This is a genomic window from Caproicibacterium lactatifermentans (genome assembly GCF_013315815.1).
GTDB classification, from domain to species: domain Bacteria; phylum Bacillota; class Clostridia; order Oscillospirales; family Acutalibacteraceae; genus Caproicibacterium; species Caproicibacterium lactatifermentans.
Genome location: NZ_CP046051.1, coordinates 1,933,420 through 1,952,018 on the forward strand (window position 1 = coordinate 1,933,420; position 18,599 = coordinate 1,952,018).

Sequence of the window (18,599 nt, forward strand, 5' to 3'; positions counted from 1 at the left end):
GCCCTCCTTTTCTCTTCCGGGGGTCAAAAAGAGCAAAAAGGGCCGACCGCCCGGGTGCTTGCCCAGACGGTCGGCTCTTCTTGGCCATACTCCATGTGGTATACTCCACTTCCGTCAGTCGTATGGCTGCTATGGCTTCAGCATACCGGCTTTTCGCCGGAAAGTCAAGTACTTTTTTCGGTTTTACGCAAAAATATCCGTTTTGCGCATACGGTCAGCGGCTTGCCGCAAAGCTTCTTCGTCCTGCACCAAGGCCATGCGTACATGACCCTTTCCGCTGGGGCCAAACGCACTGCCCGGCGTTACCAGCACACCGGCCTTGTCCGCAAGCTCCAGTGCGAAGCGAGTATCGTCCTCGCCGTACTTTGCGGGAATTTCCGCCCAAACGAACATGGTTGCCGCCGGCTTTGCAAAGTGCCAGCCCAAAGCTTCAAACGCACTGCATAGCACGTCCCTGCGCTTTTCGTAAGCGGCACGGGTACGCTCCACACAGGACTGATCCCCGGTAATGGCAGCAGCCGCAGCCTTTTGAACCGGCAGGAACATACCGTAATCCAGGTTGGACTTCAGTGTTTTCAGCATTTTAACAATCTGCGCGTTGCCGACACAGAAACCCACACGCGCACCGGCCATGCCGTAGGTCTTGCTCAGCGAGTTAAATTCCACACCGACATCGGCGGCACCCGGGAACCGCAGGAAGCTGCCGCAGTGAACGCCGTCAAACACCAATTCACTGTAGGCGTTATCATGCAGCACAATAATATCGTACTTTTTGGCAAAAGCAATGAGCTTTTCATAAAACCAGTCGGGGGCAAGTGCCGTGGTCGGGTTATTGGGGTAAGACACCACCATCAGCTTGGCCGCCTTCGCATCTGCTTCCGGAATCGCGTCAAAATCGATTAAGTAATTGTTCTCTTTTTTTAGGGGCATCCAGCAGAGCTTGGCTCCTGCCAGCATTGGCCCGCAGCTGAAAGCTGGATAGCACGGGTCCGGTACCAGCACAGTATCACCCGGGTCCGCAATGGACAGGGCAATATGCGTCAGGCCCTCCTGTGAACCCAGCAGGGAACATACCTGTGTGTTCGGGTCCAGCTTTACCTGGTAGCGGCGGCTGTACCACTGCGCCACTGCCTGCTGCAGTGCTTCCGTGTCGCTGATGGCATAAATATACTGTGTCGGGTCTAGCGCGGACTCCGCCAGCACCCGGCGGATAGCCTCCACCGGCGGGATATTCGGTGTGCCGACGCTCAGGTCAATGACCTGCATTCCCTGTGCTTCTTTTTTCTGTTTCAGGGCCAGCAATTCCGAAAAGACGCCCTCCCCGAAGTGTTCCATTCTCTTTGCAAACTGCAATTCCTGCACGCTCCCTTTTTTCATTGCCCACAAAAATTCTCTCTTCCTGTTCTGCCTAAGAAAGAATGGCAGGTCTATCGGAAATTGTACACGCAGGAACAGCATTCGTCAACTTTTTGCAGCATTTGTTTTTTTAAAATGCAAAAGGCGGGACTACCCGGCCATTTTCGCCGAAGCAGTTCCGCTTTTTTATGGTTTCTTTGCTTTTTTCCATCTTTTCAGCAGGGTACGGACAAGCTGCAGCGTAACAAGCCCCACCGCAGCACCCAGCAATAATCCAATTTCCAGCGCGGCCGCAGAGATATGCGGCAGGCCGACCAAATCATACGTTGGAAACGCAAGCCCCGTCAGGCAGCCAACACCGGCGCCGGAAAAAGCCGCCAGCAGGGCATACAACAGCGCCGTCATATCCTTCCGGCTGCCACCTCTGTGGCGGCGGCGCCACTCCCGCCCGGTAACCTCTTTTTCGGAACCGTCCGTTTTTCGCAGAAGCATTTTTCTCAAAGCTGCCGCCTCCTTCCCTGTTTGCTTTTTATCGTAGGCAGTTTCTGTGGACAGAAAACAGACAAATTGCGAACATTCTGAAAACAAACAGTGAAAAGCCTCCCATACTCATATTTCCCTCAAAATGTCCTTCATGGATTTGACATACGCATAGATATGCCCGCCGGCATTGTCCCCATACCTCTCTGCCAACTTAACAATGGCACTGCCAACGATGACGCCGTCCGCAATGCTGCCAATTTTCTTTACCTGCTCCGGTGTATTGATGTCAAAACCGACCGCCGCCGGTGTCTGTGTGCTTTCCCGTGCCTCTTTCAGAATAGAGGCAAGGCCGGTGTTAATCTGGCTGCGCATACCGGTTACACCCATGGAGGAAACAATATACAAGAATCCCTCGGAATCCCCCGTAATGCGGCGAATACGCTCATGGGAAGTGGGTACAATCATGGAAATCACTTTCACATCATTTTTACGGGCGGTTTCCTGAATCTCTCCCTTTTCCTCATACGGCAGGTCCGGTACAATGATACCATCTATGCCGACTTTGCGGCACCGGTCAAAGAAGCGCTCATTGCCGTAGCTGAAGACCGGATTGTAGTAGGTCATAAAGACCAGCGGCACATCAGTCTTTTGCCGCAGGTCCTCTACCATGTCAAAAACACCGTCCGTGGTCGTGTCGGCCTGCAGCGCGCGCAGGTCAGCTTCCTGAATGACAATTCCCTCGGCGATAGGGTCCGAAAATGGGATGCCGATTTCCACCAGGTCACAGCCGGCCCTAACCATTTGCAGGATATATTCCTCTGTTTTTTCAAGGGACGGGTCACCTGCTGTAATAAACCCAATAAGTGCTTTTCCGTTTTCAAAAGCCTTGTGTATTCTGTTCATTCTGTCAAGTCCCTCCCTCGATAGCGGGCAATGGACACCACGTCTTTATCTCCTCTGCCGGAAAGGCAGATAATCATGCTCTGGTCTTTGCGCATGGTGGGTGCCAGCTTCATGGCGTAGGCCACCGCGTGCGCACTTTCAATCGCGCAGATAATGCCCTCGATACGGGCAATGTACTCAAATGCGTTCACGGCCTCGTCGTCCGTAACCGGCACATACTGTGCCCGGCCGATGTCACGCAGATAGGCGTGCTCTGGACCAACGCCGGGGTAGTCCAGCCCAGCGGAAATGGAGTAGACCTGTGAAATCTGGCCGTACCGGTTCTGACAGAAATAGGACTTCATGCCGTGAAAAACGCCGAGTTTTCCGGTTCCCATGGTGGCGGCAGTCTGTGCGGTGTCTACGCCGCGCCCCGCGGCCTCACAGCCGATGAGACGAACCTCTTTGTCGGGAATGAAATGATAAAACATTCCCATAGCGTTGCTGCCACCGCCCACACAGGCCAGCACAGCATCCGGAAGTTTGCCCTGAATTTTTAAAATTTGCCGGTGTGCTTCCCTGCTGATAACGCTCTGGAAGTCACGCACCATGGTTGGGTACGGGTGTGGCCCCATGACAGAACCGATGATATAGGCAGTGTCGTCCACACGGCTGGCCCACTCCCGCATGGCCTCGTTAATGGCGTCTTTTAGGGTGCCGGTGCCGCTGGTCACCGGGTGAACCTTTGCACCCAGCAGTTCCATGCGATACACGTTCAGCGCCTGCCGCTCGGTATCCTTTTCCCCCATGAACACTTCACATTCCATGCCCAACAGGGCGGCACCGGTCGCGGCGGCGACACCGTGCTGTCCCGCGCCGGTCTCGGCGATAATGCGTGTCTTTCCCATGCGTTTTGCCAGCAGTACCTGCCCCAGCACATTGTTGATTTTATGGGAACCGGTATGGTTCAGGTCCTCACGCTTCAGGTAAATCTTTGCGCCGCCGAGGTCCTTGGTCATTTTCTCCGCATAGTAAAGCAGTGACGGCCGGTTTGCATAACCGCACAGCAGAGTATGCAGTTCCTCCTGAAACGCCGGGTCCTCTTTGTAGTACAGATAGGCTTCTTCCAGCCTTTTCAGCTCACTCATCAGTGTTTCGGGCACATACTGCCCGCCGTGAATGCCAAATCTTCCTTTAGCCATTGCGCAGCCTCCTAATCATACCATCTATTTTTTTGGGTCTTTGCGGCCGTTCAGCTGTATATCGGCCCGTCTCCCACAAATATGGTTTCGGCATATTTGTCCCTCCCACAGTTTTTGTCCCCAGGAAAGAACGCAAAAAGGCCCGTCCCGGGCAGACAGAATATAATCTATCCGCCAAGGACGGGCCTTAAAAATTCTCGGCTCGCGGTGCCACCTTGTTTCGCGGCAAAGTGCCGCACACTTATTGGGAGTACCAGCATACTCCCGTCCCGTTACGCTGGCCCTGCGTCGCGGAATACTTGGCAGCTTTCAGCTGCCTTTGACCGCGCCCTCAGTGGTCCATTTAACTGCCTGCTTTCGGTCCGGTTCTCAGCTTCCCGGGCTCTCTGTACGGGCAATGGACAGTTTTTATCTCCACTTCATCGGTTTAAAGTAATATTTGATTTGCTACCATTATACGCAGCGAACAGAATTTGTCAACTGCTTTTTGCACTTTTTTACCGGAACTGAAAAATTTCTCGGCAGGGTGATTTCCTGTGGCATGCCCTTTTTTGCCCTTTCAAGGGACCATGTGTTCCTGTTCTGCATAAATTTACCCGTAAAAAGGGGAGCTGAGGTCCAAAAATGGACCTCAGCTCCCCTTTGTTCAAACATTTGTTCATAAAAGTATTGCATATCACTCCAAAGTTTTGTAAGATGGAATTTAGAGGGATTCCGCTGCACAGAGAAAGTGAGTGGTTAAGAATATGGATAACTGGAAATGGGGACAAGAGTATTTGCAAGAAGCGGAGGTACTGAAAAAGCACCTGTTGCCTGTTCGCAAAGCACTGAAAAGTCGCACCCTAGGTGTGGAAGAAAGTCAAAAGTTCGCCCAGCGGGAAAGTATGCTGTATCAGATGTACCTTGAGTGCCGTGCAACCGGGCGCCATCTGCAGGAGAGCCGGCCATGAGGCACCGCATTTTAAGCTATGACCTGCTGCCGCAGGAACTCGGCACACCACAAAACCGGGAAGAACCAGACACCAGACGCATCGCCATGCGTCGTGCGCTGCGTCTGGCCATCCGGCAGGAACTAACCCCCCGCCAGCGTGCCTGCACGGAGCGCCGTCTGGCGGGTCTGAAAATACAGGAAATTGCCGCTGATATGGGTCTTGCGCCCTCCACCGTATGCGGGCACTTAAAGCGTGCCTCCCGGCGGCTGCAGCGTTCCCTGCAGTACAGCTGTCAGTTCCTGCAAAAACCATAAACTCCATTTGTTCGACAGCAAAAGGGCTTTCCGCTGTAAAAACAGCGGAAAACCCTTTTTGACAGCCTGCCCTGTTTGGGGCGGGCTTATTTTTTTGTTATGTGCGCTGATAGGTTTCCAGTACGCGGGCAGCAGCCCCGCCGTCCACGCGGACAAAGTCATCCCCCTGCTCACCGCCGCAGTCATGGCTGATTTCCATTGCTTTTTCGTAAGTAGCAAAGCGGGTGGCTTTTTTGATTGGCTCTTCTTTTCCGTCAATGAAAAAGACAAAACCCATACGGTCCGCTTCCGTATTGGCAAAGCAAAAACAGCCTGCCTCCACGGATACGTGCTGGCGCTCTTCCACAATGCCCGCCAGACCGGACTTCACCAGTTCAACGCCCATGTCGTCCAAACCGGCCTCAAAAATCAGCACTTTTTCCTTTAACTCCATGGGGGAAGCGACTTCACGCTTCTTGACACCGGCAAGCTGCGGGAAGCGTTTGTCTACTTCCACTTTCCGCAGACTTTTTTCGTTTCCCTCCGGTACCAGGTAAATCATAAATTTGTGATTTTTATCGTGGTAAAGGCACGGATAGACCAGCTCTGCCTGATAGCCGCAGTGCGGGCACTGCCAATCAAACAGTGTTTCATCCCGTACTTTCTGCCGCAGAAGCGGCTCTGTGTCCGCGCTGATTCCAGTCCACATTTTGGTGCGCACCGGCTTGCCGCACTGCGGACAACATACGTCCTTGTTTACCTGTGTAGACATAAAAGAAAAACACCCCCGTGTTCATTCCCATTCTCCAAATGAATTCTGTTTATTATACCACATTTCGCGCCGAATGCCTACCAGAAACCCCCTTTTGACATAATTTTTATTCCTTCACTGAAAACACTGTATCCGCACATTTTTTTACTGTTCAAAAAAATGAAGATGCGGTATAATAGATATGTAACTTTTCGTTTATGAGTACCGCAACGCTTATTTTCCGCACGGCATTTCCGCCTGTGCGGTATGGAGGGATGTATTATGGGACTTTTTAACGACCTTGGAAAACAAATTTCCGACACATTCGGCGGCCTGCGGGACAAAAACCACCGCACCGCTGTTGTAAACCGCCTGCGCATTGTCATTCGGAATGACCGCGAGGAACGCGCCCGTGCCTACGTTGCACTGGGGAAATATTACTATGAGCATATGCGCGGTCAGGGTAACCCCGAAGCGGAAGCCCTGTGCGATTCCATCGATGAAAGTGACCGCCGTCTAAAGCACGCGTTCCAGCGTTTGGAAGAAATCCGCGAAGAAAATGACGCAGAAGCTGCGCAGAAAGACAGATGTACTGAGTGTGACAGTGACTGCGGTAACTGCCAGTACGGCATGGACTCGGATGTCGCTGAAGGCTGGGCTCCCACTGAGCCGGAAACACCGGCGGATAATTCACAGAACGCCGCACCGGCTGACGAACCAGTTCCATCCGAAAGCGACAGTGCTAACCATCCGCAGGAAAAACCCGCTGCTCCTGCTGTAACGCCTGCCGATGAAGAGGCAGCTCCGGAGGAACCACAGGCGTGAAAGGAAAAGTATTAGTTGGTATGAGCGGCGGCGTCGACAGCAGCGTTGCTGCTCTTTTGCTGCAGCAGCAGGGCTGGCAGGTTACCGGCTGCACACTGCGCCTGCATCTGGACGACCCCGCCTTTCCCCCGCGGGACGGCGGCTGCTGCTCCTACAAAGATGTACAGGACGCGCGCCGTGTTTGCTATGCGCTCGGCATAGACCATTTTGTATTTAATTTTACAGACTTGTTTTCAGAAAAAGTCATTGACAATTTTGTCGCAGAGTATAATGCCGGCCACACGCCGAACCCCTGTATTCGCTGCAACCGCTGGCTGAAATTCGGCGCCATGCTGCAGCGTGCACAAACACTCGGCTGTGATGCGATTGCCACCGGACACTACGCCAGCATACAAAAGGGTGAAAATGGCCGCTGGCAGCTGCTGGCCTCCCCCACCAACAAAGACCAAAGCTATGTGCTGTACAGTTTGACACAGGATCAGCTTGCGCACACGCTGCTGCCGCTTGGCAGTCTCCCGAAGCCGGAGGTCCGCCGCCTAGCGGAGGAAGCCGGCCTGCCGGTGGCCCACAAGCCTGACAGCCAGGAAATCTGTTTTGTGCCGGACAACGACTATGCGGGCTTTCTCTGCCGCCACTGTGGGCATGACAGCGCCCCTGGCGACTTTGTCGACCAAAGCGGCCACATCCTCGGCCGACACCGCGGGCTGACGCATTACACGGTTGGACAGCGCAAAGGGTTGGGCATTGCCTTTGGACAGCCCATGTACGTCACCCATCTGGACGCCAAAAACAACCGCATTGTCCTCGGTCCGGAGGGCAGCCAGTATAGCCGTTCCCTGCTGGCAAAGGAAATCAACTGGGTATCCATTCCCGCACCGGACAGGCCCCTGCGCGTACAGGTAAAAATACGCTACCTGGCAAAGCCGGCAGCAGCGCTGGCTTCCCCCCGGCCGGACGGCTCCCTGCTCCTAACTTTCGACACGTCGCAGCGTGCTGCCGCTCCCGGGCAGGCCGCTGTGCTGTATGATGGTCCGCTGCTGCTGGGCGGTGGTGTGATTCAGCAGGGTTTTCCGGACCTGCCGCCCGCTGACATATAGCCTTGTAAAACTGAAATAAAAGCACAGACATTCGGTAAAAAGCACCCCTCGCTTTTTGCCATACGCCTGTGCTTTTTTCATGTTCTGTTCGCAGAAGCGGCCGTTTATTCCGCTTTTTTATTGATAAATTTCGCATGAAATTTACTGTACAAAATAGTCTGTTCCGCATAAAGGCCTGTATATCCGGAAAGCGCATAGGAAATGGCGCAGGCTAGGAAAAAGTACGGTGCACCGCTGTAGCCAAACATCGAGCAGCCCAGCAGCAGGGCTGTAATGGGGCAGTTGACTACGCCGCAGAACAGGCTGATAAGCCCAATGGCGGCAGCTAACCCGGGATTTAGCCCCAGCAGGCCACCCATCCAGCAACCGAACGTTGCGCCGATAAAGAAGCTGGGCACAATTTCGCCGCCCTTAAAGCCAGCACCCAGTGTCAGCGCTGTCAGCAGTATTTTCATGAGAAACGCTTCCGGCCGAGCTTGTCCGCAGATTGCCCGCGCAATGACATTGCCGCCGGCGCCCTCGTAGTCCGTTGTGCCCGCCAGCAGTGTAATACCGATAATCAGCGCGCTGCCTACCAGCACCCGGATATACTGATTGGGAAGGAACCGTGTGTAAAGTTTTCCTGCCAGATGCAGCACGCGACAGAACAGAATCGCTACCAGCCCGCACAGCGCCGCCAGCAGTGCTGTCTGCATCGCCGTCTGCAAATGAATACCGCCAGGCATAGCGGCAATCACAAAGTGCGCCGGCTTGGCACCGAGTTTCTGCGCAATGCCGGAAGCCAGCACACTGGAAATGCACACCGGCACCAGCGCCGAATAGTACATTTCCCCTACACTGATAACCTCCAGCGCAAAAACGCCCGCTACAACCGGCATGCCAAACAGTGCCGAAAAGACGGCGCCCATACCGCACATAGTCACTATATGCAGGGATTTTTCGTCCAGCTTAAAAAGGCGTCCCGTGCCGTAGGCAAGGCTGCCGCCAATCTGCAGGGCCGCACCCTCGCGTCCGGCGGAACCGCCGAACAAGTGTGTAATGCCGGTCGCCGCAAAAATCAATGGTGCCATGCGCGCGGGCAGCGGCTGTGGCGAGCGGATAGCCAGCAGCACCAAATCTGTACCGCGGCTTTTTTTGACACCGCAGATATGGTACAGCCACACGATAAACAAGCCGCCCAGCGGCAATAAATACAATAGCCAGCTATGCTGCATACGGATTTGCGTACACCACTGCAAAGTATAATAAAACAGTGTGCCTACACCGCCACCAATGACAGCGCCAATTCCGACACTGAGCAGCACCCAGCAGAAGAAGGCCTTTAGCCGTTGACCGTTATGCTTGGCACGCTGCTTCAAATTTTCTTTTTTCTCTTCGTCCATTGTCGCCAGATTTCCCCTTCCTGTTCGGTCCCGGTCCGCTTTTACGGCCGCCAGTCCGTCAGGTCCGCCGGATGTTCCGGCAGCAGCTGCAACTGTTTTGTCAGGACGGCAAGGTCACACCATTTTCCAAGTTTGTACGCTACATGGGGATAAAGATAGATGTCCTCATACCCGCACGCATGGTGAAATCCCACGCTTTCCGGATTTGGCACGGCAATCTGCGCATACAGCTGAATGCAGCCCATTTTTTGCAGCCGGTTTTCCAGCTGCTCATACAGGGCACGGCCTATTCCTCGTCCGCGCTGCAGCCAGCTGATATAAATACTGACTTCCGCCGACCAGCGGAACGACGCACGGGACTGCAGCTGGTGCGCATACGCATATCCCTGCACATGGCCGTCCTCTTCATACACCAGCCATGGATATTCCCGCTGTGTCTGCTGTACACGGCGCGCCATCTCCGCCGCGTTCGGCGCCTGTTCCTCAAAGGTAATGACGGTTTCCTCAGCATAAGGCGCATATATTTCCGCCAGCCGGGCCGCATCGTCCGCCGCTGCCGGACGGATATTTCCGCAGTGTTCCATTCCCTTCCCCGCTTTCTGTAAACAGGCCTTTTCGGCCGAATTTATTTTTATTATAAGGGAGCCCACTGAAAAAAACAAGCAGACAGCAAAAAGGGCAGCCATAAAGGCTGCCCTCATTATACAAGTTCCTGCCCGCAAAGCGGACTGCATCTTTTTGCACGGCGCTGATTCCAATATATCGCGCGGACCACGTTTGTCCGAACTTTGTACTGTTTATAGTATACCGCATCTTTGTGGGTTCGTCAAGGAAAATCGTAATTTTTTTAGCATTTCTGCAAAAAAGTTTTCGACACAATTCGTCAATTTGTTATGTTATGTAGAAATTCTGCTTCTTAAATGCCAAGCAGTGTTTTCCCGCCGGCGGCCAGTTTTTCGGTCAGTGCGGCGCTTTCTGCCTCATTTTTACCCTTTGCGGACAGATAAATTTTAATTTTCGGCTCGGTGCCGGAGGGCCGCACAATGACCTTGCAGCCGTTCTCCAGCCGATATTCCAGTACATTGGACTGCGGCAGGTTAATCTTGCTTTCTTTGCCGGCGTCACTGCGTACACTGCGCTGGTAATCGCTCCAGCCGGCCACACGGAACCCCGAAACTTCGGTCGGCGTATGCTTACGCAGGCGTTCCATAATCTGCTGCATCTGGACCATGCCGTCCTCGCCCTCAAAGCCGAAGTTCAGTACCTCATTGCGGTAATATCCATAAGTTTTGTACAGGTCCTCCATTGCATCTGCCAGCGTCATACCCTTGTTCTTATACCAGCTTGCCATCTCGCAAATGAGCATGGTGGCGTCAACAGCGTCCTTGTCGCGGACATAACCGCCAGAAAGGTAACCGTAGCTTTCCTCAAAGCCAAGCAGGAAGCGGTCCTCCTCGCCCTTGGCCTCCAGCGCGGCAATTTGGTCGCCGATATACTTAAAGCCGGTCAACACACGGCGAACTTCCACCCCATAGGTTGCCGCAACCGCGGCAACCATATCTGTACTGACAATGCTGGTGACGACAACCGGTGCTTTCGGCAGGCGGCCTTGCTCCTTTTTCGCGCTGGCAATGAAGTTGAGCAGCAGCACACCCACCTCGTTGCCGGTCATCAGGCGGTATTCGGTTCCCTGCTTAACGGCAATGCCGCAGCGGTCACAATCCGGGTCCGTGGCAATCAAAAGGTCATCGCCGGTTTTTTCACACAACGCAATGCCCTTTTGCAGTGCCTCCCGAATCTCCGGGTTCGGGAATGGGCAGGTCGGGAAGTTCCCGTCCGGCCACTCCTGCTCCGGCACTACGTCCACTTTTTGTACACCGAGGCGTTCCATAATGCGGGTACAGCACACACGGCCAGTTCCGTTCAGCGGTGTATACACAACCTTCAGGTTGCCGCACGGCTTCTGCAGAATACGCCCCGCATAAACCGCGTCCAGAAACGCGTCCAGCACCGACTCTGGAATGACAGAAATCAGGCCCTGCTTCACGCCCTCATCAAAGCTGATGAAATGAACGTCCTTAAAAATATCAGTATGGTCAATCTCGTTCTGGACATCCGTTGCCATTTGGGCAGTAATCTGACAGCCGTCACTGCCATATGCCTTGTATCCGTTGTACTGCGCGGGGTTATGGCTTGCTGTAACATTGATGCCCGCATCACAGCGCAAGTCCCGCACGGCAAAGGACAGGGTCGGTGTTGGGGACAGCCATGGGTAAATGTGGGCGGCAATGCCGTTTGCCGCCAGCACACCGGCACTGACTTTGGCAAAAACCTCGGATTTAATACGGCTGTCATACGCAATGGCTACCCTGGGGCGGCGGCCCTGCACATGTTTGTTTAGATAATTGGCCAGTCCCTGAGTTGCCTGCCCCACCGTGTAAACGTTCATGCGGTTGGTGCCGGCACCGATGATGCCGCGCAGACCCGCTGTACCAAAGGAAAGGCTGCGGTAGAAACGGTCGTTAATCTCATCCGGCTTATTTTTAATCTCCCGCAGTTCCTTCATAAGGTCCGGGTCCGCCAAATCCTGCGCGAGCCATTTTTCATACTCCGTCATACAAAAATCCTCCTGTCCAGTTTCCATGCCGCGTCTTTTTGGCGCGGATACTTTTACCATTAGATTACCATTTCATGATTTATAAGTCAATGCAGATGCACAATATTTGTAACAATACCGGCCCCTGTAATGTCGACATAACCATACGTTCCCGTGCTGCCGTGCAGGGAGCCGGGGTTGAGGATATAAAGACCGCTGTCGTATGCGGTGAGCGCCTCATGCGTGTGGCCAAAAAGCAAAACCTGCGCGCCGTTTTCACGGGCGGCCTGCTCCACCTCATCCATGCCGTACTTTACGTGCTCGGCGTAGCCGTGCGTCATGTAAAAAGTGACGCCGCCAATCTTTTCTATCAGGCGGGCAGGCAGTTTGCTGCCCCAGTCACAGTTGCCGCGCACCATATAAAAAGTCTTTTCCGGAAAGGAAGCCTGCACTTCCCGTGCTTCTTCCTCGCCGTCACCCAGGTGAATCACGGTTCGCGCCTTCGGCTGTGCCACCAGTGCCCGATGCAAAGCCCATCGGTCACGGTGTGTGTCAGACACGACCAGTATACGCATTCTGTAAGAACCTCCTCTTTTTCCGTGTCATATCGTAAGGACAGTACGCATAATTTACACAGAAGGAGTGTCGCTGTTATGCAAAACCGTTCTAATCGTCCGCTGTCGGGCTTTCCCAGCAAAGTTCCGCAGAAAGTCACCCCAGAACAGGTGCAGCAGCTGATACAGCAGCTGACCCCAACTGAAAAACAACAGCTGAACAATGTACTGAACAGCAAGGAAGCTACCCAAAAGCTACTTTCAACACCGCAGGCAAAAGAACTGATGAAAAAATTCGGCGGAGGGAAATAACCTATGGAAGACCTTGCCCAAAAACTTTCTGCCATGCTCAACGACCCGTCAACCATGCAGCAGATGCAGTCCATTATGGGTGCCCTGGGCGGCGGCGGTGCCGCCAATGCACCTCCGTCAAAACCAAAACCCACCCCAACCGCACCGCCGCCCGCTGGAATTGGCGGACTGAACACAGAAACGCTTGGGCTGGTTACAAAGCTTGCGCCCATGTTTTCCGCCATGCAGCAGGAGGACAACAGTACCCGCCTTCTGCATGCCCTGCGGCCGCTGCTGGGAACCTCACGGCAGAAAAAACTGGATGAAGCCCTGCGGCTGATGCAGCTGATGCGTGCCCTGCCTATGCTGAAACAGGCGGGGCTGCTGGGCTCACTGTAAAAAATACAGAGGGAAAGGGGTGTTCCACCGTGGCTACAGAAGAATCGGGAAATATGCAGCAAATGCGCAAAGACGCAATCCGCCGCACACAAGAAATGTATCAGCGGGCAAAGGCACCGCCCGGCTATAGCGGCAGCGCCTTTGCTAAAAAGGGACCTCCCCCTCCTCCTGCACCAAAACCGCCCGTGGCCGCGCAGCCAAAACCGCCCGCGGCCACGCAGCCAAAAGCGGATAAAGCGCCGCAGCCGCCCAGCTTTTTTCAGGCACTGTTTGCGGACGGCGAACGAAATCTCATTTTAAGTATTCTTCTCCTGCTGATGCAGGAAGAACACTCTGACCCATCCCTGCTGTTTGCGCTTTTGTATTTGCTTTTGTAGGGCCTCATTATGCCCGTACCTGCCCGTCGCCCATGACTAGGAACTTCGTACTGGTCAGCTGGTTTACACCCATTGGGCCGCGGGCATGCAGCTTTTGTGTGCTGATGCCGATTTCTGCGCCCAGGCCAAACTCTCCGCCGTCTGTAAAGCGGGTGGAGGCGTTCACATATACGGCCGCGCTGTCTACCCGCTGCTGGAAAATGCGTGCATTCCGGTAGTTCCGGGTAACAATGCATTCGCTGTGTCCGGTACTGTACTTTGCAATATGTGTCAGCGCCTGCTCCAGACTGTCCACCACTTTAATGGCGAGAATATAATCATCGTATTCGGTTGCCCAGTCCGCTTCCGTTGCCGGCACGACTTTGTCCGTGCCCAAAATGGCACGGGTGCGCGGGCAGCCGCGCAGTTCTACATGCTTTTCCAAAAGCCTTGCCCCGATAACGGGCAGGGCTTTTTCTGCAATATCCTGATGGACCAAAAGCGTTTCCATTGCGTTGCAGACACTGGGGCGGCTGGTCTTTGCGTTGTCAACGATATTGGCGGCCATTTCAATATCCGCGCTGTCGTCCACATACACATGGCAGTTGCCGGCACCAGTCTGGATAACCGGTACCTTTGCGTTCTGCACCACACTCTGAATCAGGCCACGGCCGCCGCGCGGAATGAGGACATCCAGGTAGCCGGTCATCTGCATCATGCCGGTGGAAGAGCTGCGGCTGGTATCCTGCACCAACTGAATGCAGTCCCGCGGCAATCCCGTTTTTTCGACCGCGCCGCGCATAAGGTCCGCACACACGGTGTTGCTGTGGATTGCTTCTTTTCCACCGCGCAGAATAACGGCATTGCCCGCTTTCAGGCAAAGTGCCGCGGCATCGGCTGTCACATTCGGCCGTGCCTCAAAAATAATGCCAATAACACCCAGCGGCACCCGTACCCGGCGGATTTCCAGCCCATTTGGCAGGTTGCGTCCTTCGATGACCTGCCCTATAGGGTCCTCCTGCGCAGCTACCTGCCGCATACCGTCCGCCATGTTAGAAATACGGGTGTGATCCAGTGTCAGGCGGTCCAGCATAGCGGGGCGCATCCTCGCCGCTTCCGCCGCCTGTACGTCCTTTCGGTTTGCTTCCAGCAGCATTGGCTCACCCTGCTCCAGTGCATCTGCAGCTGCCCGCAGTGCCGCATCCTTCTGTGCCGCACCGGCCACTGCCAGCTGTGACGATGCTACTTTTGCCGCCTGTCCCATTTCAATGAGTGTCATGTGTGCTCCTTTCTTTAGAAACCCCTGCCCTGAAAATACCTATTATTAGTTTTTTGCCTGCGCCGGTACAAAGGTCGTACCCAAAACAGTTCCGTCAAACAAATCATACAGATCCCGCGGGTTTGCCCCTGAAAGGACAACACAGGGGATTCCCGCACGGTTGGCAATTTCCGCCGCCGATACTTTTGTCGCCATGCCGCCGGTGCCGAGGTCACTGCCCGCGCCGCCGGCCAGCGCTTTAATTTTATCCGTAATGCCATAAACATAAGGAATGCGCTTAGCCTGCGGGTTCGTGCGCGGATTGCCGTCATACAAGCCGTCAATATCCGTTAAAATAACCAGCAGATCCGCCTGTGACAGCACCGCCACGGTTGCTGAAAGGGTATCGTTGTCACCAAAATTTTTTCCGGCCAGCTCATCCGTTGCAACGGAGTCGTTTTCATTGACAACCGGAATAATGCCAAGGTGCAGCAATGTTAAAAATGTATTTTCTGCATTTTTCCGCGTAACCTGATTCTGTACCACGTCCCGTGTAAGCAGCACCTGACCAACTGTATGATTATATTCGCCGAAAAATTTATCATACATAAACATCAGCTCACATTGACCAACCGCGGCAACTGCCTGTCGCTGCTCAATTTCTTCCGGATGTTTGTGCAGGCCAAGCTTTGCCATACCAACGCCTACGGCGCCGCTGCTGACCAGAACCACCTCCCTGCCCTCATTCTGTAAACCACACAGGACCTTACACAGTTCCTCCATGCGGCGCAGGTTCAGCCGTCCGTTTTCATAGGCCAGCGTACTGGTTCCAACCTTAATGACCACTCGTTTTGCTTGCGTGATATGTGACATTTTCTGTTCCCTCCGTCTGCGCCGCAGCGCAGAACGCCATCGGCAAATTTTCTTTTAATTATAGCATACTTTACCTGCGAAAGGGAAAACATCATATTTCAGGCAGAAAGACAAATACTAAGCGAAAGGGAAGGAGGGATATGATAAAATGCTTGACAAAATTGCTCTTTTTTTCATCGTCGTCGGCGGAATCAACTGGGGATTGGTCGGATTCTTTCGGTTTGACCTAGTTGCATGGATTTGCGGCGGCCCTGCCACCATGCTTGCCCGCATCATTTACGCCGTCATCGGCATTGCTGCCCTGTGGTCTATTTCCATTTTCTTTAAGCGCATTACAACCGAATCGGATATAGAACACGGCGCAATCTGACCACCGTCCCCCTATGAAAAGGCAGAACTGTTTGCTACAGTTCTGTTTTTTTGTCCTAACGGGGTTTTGTCGGCCTGCGGTGGGCATTTTCCCTCGGCTGTGGTGCCGGCAGATCCGCTGGATTTAGCCCTTCCAGCTCAATGCGCGCTTCCCGACAGGAAAGGTTTAGCCTGCCGCGGCTGTCTATTTCCACAACCTTAACCATGACAGAATCACCTACTTTAACAACATCTGTCACCTTGTTCACAGGTTTGATATCCAGCTGTGAAATGTGTACCAATCCCTCTTTTCCGGGGGCAATTTCCACAAATGCGCCGAAGTCTATCAGCCGGGTAACCTTGCCGCAGTATATTCTGCCGGGTTTTGGCCCTTCCACAATGGTGTGAATAATGTCCAACGCGCGCTGTGTGCCCGCTTCCTCCTGGCCGGAAACATAAACGTGGCCGTCCTCTTTGACGTCCATCTGTACATTGCACTCACTGCATATCTGCCGAATGACCTTTCCGCCCGTGCCAATAACTTCTCGAATCTTGTCGACTGGAATCTGCACCGTCTCCATCTTCGGTGCCCATTTGGAAAGCTTTCCGCGCGGCGCGGGAATCGCCTTTAAAAGAACCCCATCAATGATTTCGTTACGTGCCTTGTGCGTTTTCAGCAGGGCTTCCCGCACCATTGCCGGTGTCAGCCCCTGTATTTTCAGGTCCATCTGTATAGCCGTAATGCCTTCTTTGGTACCAGCCACCTTAAAATCCATATCTCCGAAGAAATCCTCAATGCCCTGTATGTCCACCATGGTCATCCAGTGCTCGCCCTCCGTGACCAGCCCGCAGGAAATGCCCGCCACCGGCGCTTGAATGGGCACGCCGGCTGCCATCAGTGCCAGTGTGCTGCCACAGATGCTTGCCTGTGACGTGGAACCATTGGAGGAAAGCACCTCACTGACAACCCGCATGGCATACGGGAATTCATCCACGCTGGGAATGACCGGCAGAAGTGCCCGCTCCGCCAGCGCGCCGTGTCCGATTTCACGGCGGTTTGGCCCGCGGCCGGGTTTTGTTTCGCCAACGCTGTAACTCGGGAAATTATACTGATGCATATAGCGCTTTTCTTTGGTCTCACCCAAGTCGTCCAGTGTCTGCGCATCACTCACCTGCCCGAGCGTCACGGTTGTAAGGACCTGTGTCTGGCCGCGGGTAAACAGGCCGGAACCATGGACGCGCGGCAATAGGTCTACTTCCGCCGCCAGCGGGCGAATCTCGTCCATTCCGCGGCCGTCTACCCGTTTTTTCTCGTCCAGCAGCCAGCGGCGCACAACATATTTTTGCAGTTTGTACAGGCTCTCGTCCAGCTGTTTTTCACTGTCTGGATATTGTTCCGCAAAATGCGCAAAAACATCCGCATACACTTTTTGCAGACGTGTGTCCCGCACCATTTTGTCGCTGGTATCCATCGCCGCGCGCACAGCGTCCAATGCGTACACTGCCACGTCGTCCTGCATCTCATCGCTGGCGTGTTCTGCTGTATATGTAAATTTTTCTTTCCCGATTTCTTCCCGCATAGTCCGAAAAAGCGGCAACAGCTCCATGTTGGCACGGTGCCCCGTCAAAATGCCCTGATACATTTCCTCATCCGCAACAATTTTGGCACCTGCCTCTATCATCACCATGCGTTCCCCTGCGGAAGCGACCGTTACAGCCATACGGCTGTCTTTTCTTTGTTCTTCCGTTGGATTGATGAGAAAAGTTCCATCCGGTGCAAGGCCCACACATACGGCAGCGACTGGTCCTCCCCACGGAATATCCGAAATGGACAGTGCCGCGCTTGCGCCGAGGAGTGCCGCAATGACCGGCGAACAATCCGGGTCCAAGCTCATAACTATACAGGACACGGTCACATCGTTGCGCATATCCTTTGGGAACAGCGGACGAATGGACCGGTCAATTAAGCGGCCCGCCAAAACGGCTTCTTCCGGCGGCTTTCCCTCCCGTCGAAGAAAGGAACCGGGAATGCGGCCGACCGCGTACATTTTTTCCTCATAATCTACCGACAGCGGGAAAAAATCCACACCTTCCCGCGGCTGGCTGCTGGCTGTGGCAGTGCACAGCACCGCCGTTTCACCGTAGCGCACCATACAGGCGCCGTTTGCCAGCTGCGCAAGCTTTCCTGTTTCTATCTGCAGTTCACGACCTGCAAGTGAAGTTCGGTAGGTCCTGCTGTTCTCAAACATAGTGAGCCTCCCTTTCTGCGCTTTTTCATATGCTCATCCCATTAATATAGATTGCATAAATTATAGTACATTTCTACTGATATTTATAGCATTTCTTAAAAAATAGTGTAGAGAATCCAAAAAAGCGCAAAAAAATCGCCGCAGGCGCACAAGACGGCCGCGGCGGTTCTATTGGGTTCACAAACAGATTACTTACGCAGATTCAGTTCGCTGATGATAGCACGGTAGCGCTCAATATCCACGCGCTCCAGATAGTTCAGCAGGCTGCGGCGGGTGCCAACCATTTTCAGCAGGCCGCGGCGGCTGTGATGATCCTTCTGGTGAGTACGCAGATGGTCAGTCAGGTCATTGATGCGCTTGGTCAGGACAGCAACCTGTACTTCCGGAGAGCCAGTGTCGCCCTCGTGCCGTGCATACTTCTTCATAATTTCTGTCTTTTCTGCCTTTGTCATAAGATAAAACCACCTTTTAT

At 53.9% G+C, this 18,599-nt stretch carries 21 protein-coding genes and 1 riboswitch; of the genes, 8 read left to right on the forward strand and 13 right to left on the reverse strand.

What is annotated here, in order from left to right; genetic code table 11:
• Nucleotides 1–53: 53 nt before the first annotated feature.
• Nucleotides 54–132, reverse strand: a riboswitch (ZMP/ZTP riboswitch).
• Nucleotides 133–183: 51 nt separating this feature from the next.
• The 4 genes from GJQ69_RS09385 to trpB form a co-directional block, all read right to left on the reverse strand.
• A complete protein-coding gene (locus GJQ69_RS09385; protein WP_404352896.1) occupies nt 184–1,377 on the reverse strand; it encodes an aminotransferase class I/II-fold pyridoxal phosphate-dependent enzyme in 1,194 nt (397 codons plus the stop codon).
• 165 nt (nt 1,378–1,542) lie between these two features.
• The gene (locus GJQ69_RS09390; RefSeq protein ID WP_157659001.1) at nt 1,543–1,857 is read right to left on the reverse strand and encodes a hypothetical protein; all 315 of its coding nucleotides are present in this window, start codon (nt 1,855–1,857) and stop codon (nt 1,543–1,545) included.
• Nucleotides 1,858–1,965: 108 nt separating this feature from the next.
• Nucleotides 1,966–2,742: a tryptophan synthase subunit alpha gene (trpA, locus tag GJQ69_RS09395; protein WP_086036727.1), complete on the reverse strand. Its 777-nt coding sequence runs from the start codon at nt 2,740–2,742 to the stop codon at nt 1,966–1,968.
• Nucleotides 2,739–3,923, reverse strand: a complete 1,185-nt coding sequence (gene trpB / locus GJQ69_RS09400; RefSeq protein WP_086036728.1) for a tryptophan synthase subunit beta — start codon at nt 3,921–3,923, stop codon at nt 2,739–2,741. Before trpB ends, trpA begins: the two co-directional genes overlap by 4 nt.
• 746 nt (nt 3,924–4,669) lie before the next feature.
• On the opposite strand from trpB, the gene GJQ69_RS09405 reads away from it, so the two are divergent.
• Both GJQ69_RS09405 and GJQ69_RS09410 read left to right on the forward strand, forming a co-directional pair.
• Nucleotides 4,670–4,873, forward strand: coding sequence for a hypothetical protein (locus GJQ69_RS09405; protein ID WP_157659002.1), 204 nt, complete (start codon nt 4,670–4,672; stop codon nt 4,871–4,873).
• On the forward strand, nt 4,870–5,169 hold the full coding sequence (locus GJQ69_RS09410) for an RNA polymerase sigma factor (RefSeq protein ID WP_086036729.1): 300 nt from the start codon (nt 4,870–4,872) through the stop codon (nt 5,167–5,169). The genes GJQ69_RS09405 and GJQ69_RS09410 overlap by 4 nt, the downstream gene beginning before the upstream one ends.
• 97 nt (nt 5,170–5,266) lie before the next feature.
• Here the strand turns inward: GJQ69_RS09410 and GJQ69_RS09415 are convergent, their stop codons facing one another.
• A complete protein-coding gene (locus GJQ69_RS09415) occupies nt 5,267–5,920 on the reverse strand; it encodes a CpXC domain-containing protein (protein ID WP_086036730.1) in 654 nt (217 codons plus the stop codon).
• Nucleotides 5,921–6,181: 261 nt separating this feature from the next.
• Here GJQ69_RS09415 and GJQ69_RS09420 point away from each other — a divergent pair, with 261 nt between their 5' ends.
• Together GJQ69_RS09420 and mnmA are read left to right on the forward strand one after the other, a co-directional pair.
• Nucleotides 6,182–6,724 carry a hypothetical protein gene (locus GJQ69_RS09420; protein ID WP_086036731.1) on the forward strand — a complete coding sequence of 181 codons (543 nt, stop codon included), beginning with the start codon at nt 6,182–6,184 and terminating at the stop codon, nt 6,722–6,724.
• Nucleotides 6,721–7,821 (forward strand): tRNA 2-thiouridine(34) synthase MnmA, encoded by a 1,101-nt coding sequence (gene mnmA, locus GJQ69_RS09425; protein WP_086036732.1) that lies wholly within the window; start codon nt 6,721–6,723, stop codon nt 7,819–7,821. The genes GJQ69_RS09420 and mnmA overlap by 4 nt, the downstream gene beginning before the upstream one ends.
• A gap of 104 nt (nt 7,822–7,925) precedes the next feature.
• On the opposite strand, the gene GJQ69_RS09430 is transcribed toward mnmA, so the two are convergent.
• From GJQ69_RS09430 to GJQ69_RS09445, 4 genes are all read right to left on the reverse strand, one after another.
• Nucleotides 7,926–9,203, reverse strand: a complete 1,278-nt coding sequence (locus tag GJQ69_RS09430; protein ID WP_086036733.1) for a chloride channel protein — start codon at nt 9,201–9,203, stop codon at nt 7,926–7,928.
• Nucleotides 9,204–9,244: 41 nt separating this feature from the next.
• Nucleotides 9,245–9,787: a GNAT family N-acetyltransferase gene (locus GJQ69_RS09435; RefSeq protein ID WP_174193593.1), complete on the reverse strand. Its 543-nt coding sequence runs from the start codon at nt 9,785–9,787 to the stop codon at nt 9,245–9,247.
• Between the two features lie 332 nt (nt 9,788–10,119).
• Complete coding sequence (locus GJQ69_RS09440; RefSeq protein WP_086036735.1) at nt 10,120–11,820, reverse strand: phospho-sugar mutase; 1,701 nt, start codon at nt 11,818–11,820, stop codon at nt 10,120–10,122.
• An 86-nt stretch (nt 11,821–11,906) separates the two neighbouring features.
• Nucleotides 11,907–12,374: a metallophosphoesterase family protein gene (locus GJQ69_RS09445; protein WP_086036736.1), complete on the reverse strand. Its 468-nt coding sequence runs from the start codon at nt 12,372–12,374 to the stop codon at nt 11,907–11,909.
• A 78-nt stretch (nt 12,375–12,452) separates the two neighbouring features.
• On the opposite strand from GJQ69_RS09445, the gene GJQ69_RS09450 reads away from it, so the two are divergent.
• From GJQ69_RS09450 to GJQ69_RS09460, 3 genes are read left to right on the forward strand one after another with little or no spacing between them, the layout of a single operon-like run.
• Nucleotides 12,453–12,665: a hypothetical protein gene (locus tag GJQ69_RS09450; protein ID WP_086036737.1), complete on the forward strand. Its 213-nt coding sequence runs from the start codon at nt 12,453–12,455 to the stop codon at nt 12,663–12,665.
• A gap of 3 nt (nt 12,666–12,668) precedes the next feature.
• Nucleotides 12,669–13,043 (forward strand): hypothetical protein, encoded by a 375-nt coding sequence (locus GJQ69_RS09455; protein WP_086036738.1) that lies wholly within the window; start codon nt 12,669–12,671, stop codon nt 13,041–13,043.
• Between the two features lie 29 nt (nt 13,044–13,072).
• Entirely contained in the window at nt 13,073–13,420 is a 348-nt protein-coding gene (locus GJQ69_RS09460; protein ID WP_174193595.1) for a hypothetical protein, read from the forward strand.
• Nucleotides 13,421–13,427: 7 nt separating this feature from the next.
• On the opposite strand, the gene GJQ69_RS09465 is transcribed toward GJQ69_RS09460, so the two are convergent.
• Together GJQ69_RS09465 and proB are read right to left on the reverse strand one after the other, a co-directional pair.
• Nucleotides 13,428–14,678, reverse strand: coding sequence for a glutamate-5-semialdehyde dehydrogenase (locus GJQ69_RS09465; protein WP_086036740.1), 1,251 nt, complete (start codon nt 14,676–14,678; stop codon nt 13,428–13,430).
• Nucleotides 14,679–14,723: 45 nt separating this feature from the next.
• On the reverse strand, nt 14,724–15,530 hold the full coding sequence (gene proB, locus GJQ69_RS09470; RefSeq protein ID WP_174193597.1) for a glutamate 5-kinase: 807 nt from the start codon (nt 15,528–15,530) through the stop codon (nt 14,724–14,726).
• A 148-nt stretch (nt 15,531–15,678) separates the two neighbouring features.
• Here proB and GJQ69_RS09475 point away from each other — a divergent pair, with 148 nt between their 5' ends.
• On the forward strand, nt 15,679–15,900 hold the full coding sequence (locus tag GJQ69_RS09475; protein ID WP_086036742.1) for a DUF378 domain-containing protein: 222 nt from the start codon (nt 15,679–15,681) through the stop codon (nt 15,898–15,900).
• 55 nt (nt 15,901–15,955) lie between these two features.
• On the opposite strand, the gene GJQ69_RS09480 is transcribed toward GJQ69_RS09475, so the two are convergent.
• Together GJQ69_RS09480 and rpsO are read right to left on the reverse strand one after the other, a co-directional pair.
• Nucleotides 15,956–18,127 (reverse strand): polyribonucleotide nucleotidyltransferase, encoded by a 2,172-nt coding sequence (locus GJQ69_RS09480; protein WP_086036743.1) that lies wholly within the window; start codon nt 18,125–18,127, stop codon nt 15,956–15,958.
• Nucleotides 18,128–18,315: 188 nt separating this feature from the next.
• On the reverse strand, nt 18,316–18,579 hold the full coding sequence (rpsO, locus tag GJQ69_RS09485; RefSeq protein ID WP_086036744.1) for a 30S ribosomal protein S15: 264 nt from the start codon (nt 18,577–18,579) through the stop codon (nt 18,316–18,318).
• Nucleotides 18,580–18,599 lie beyond the last annotated feature (20 nt).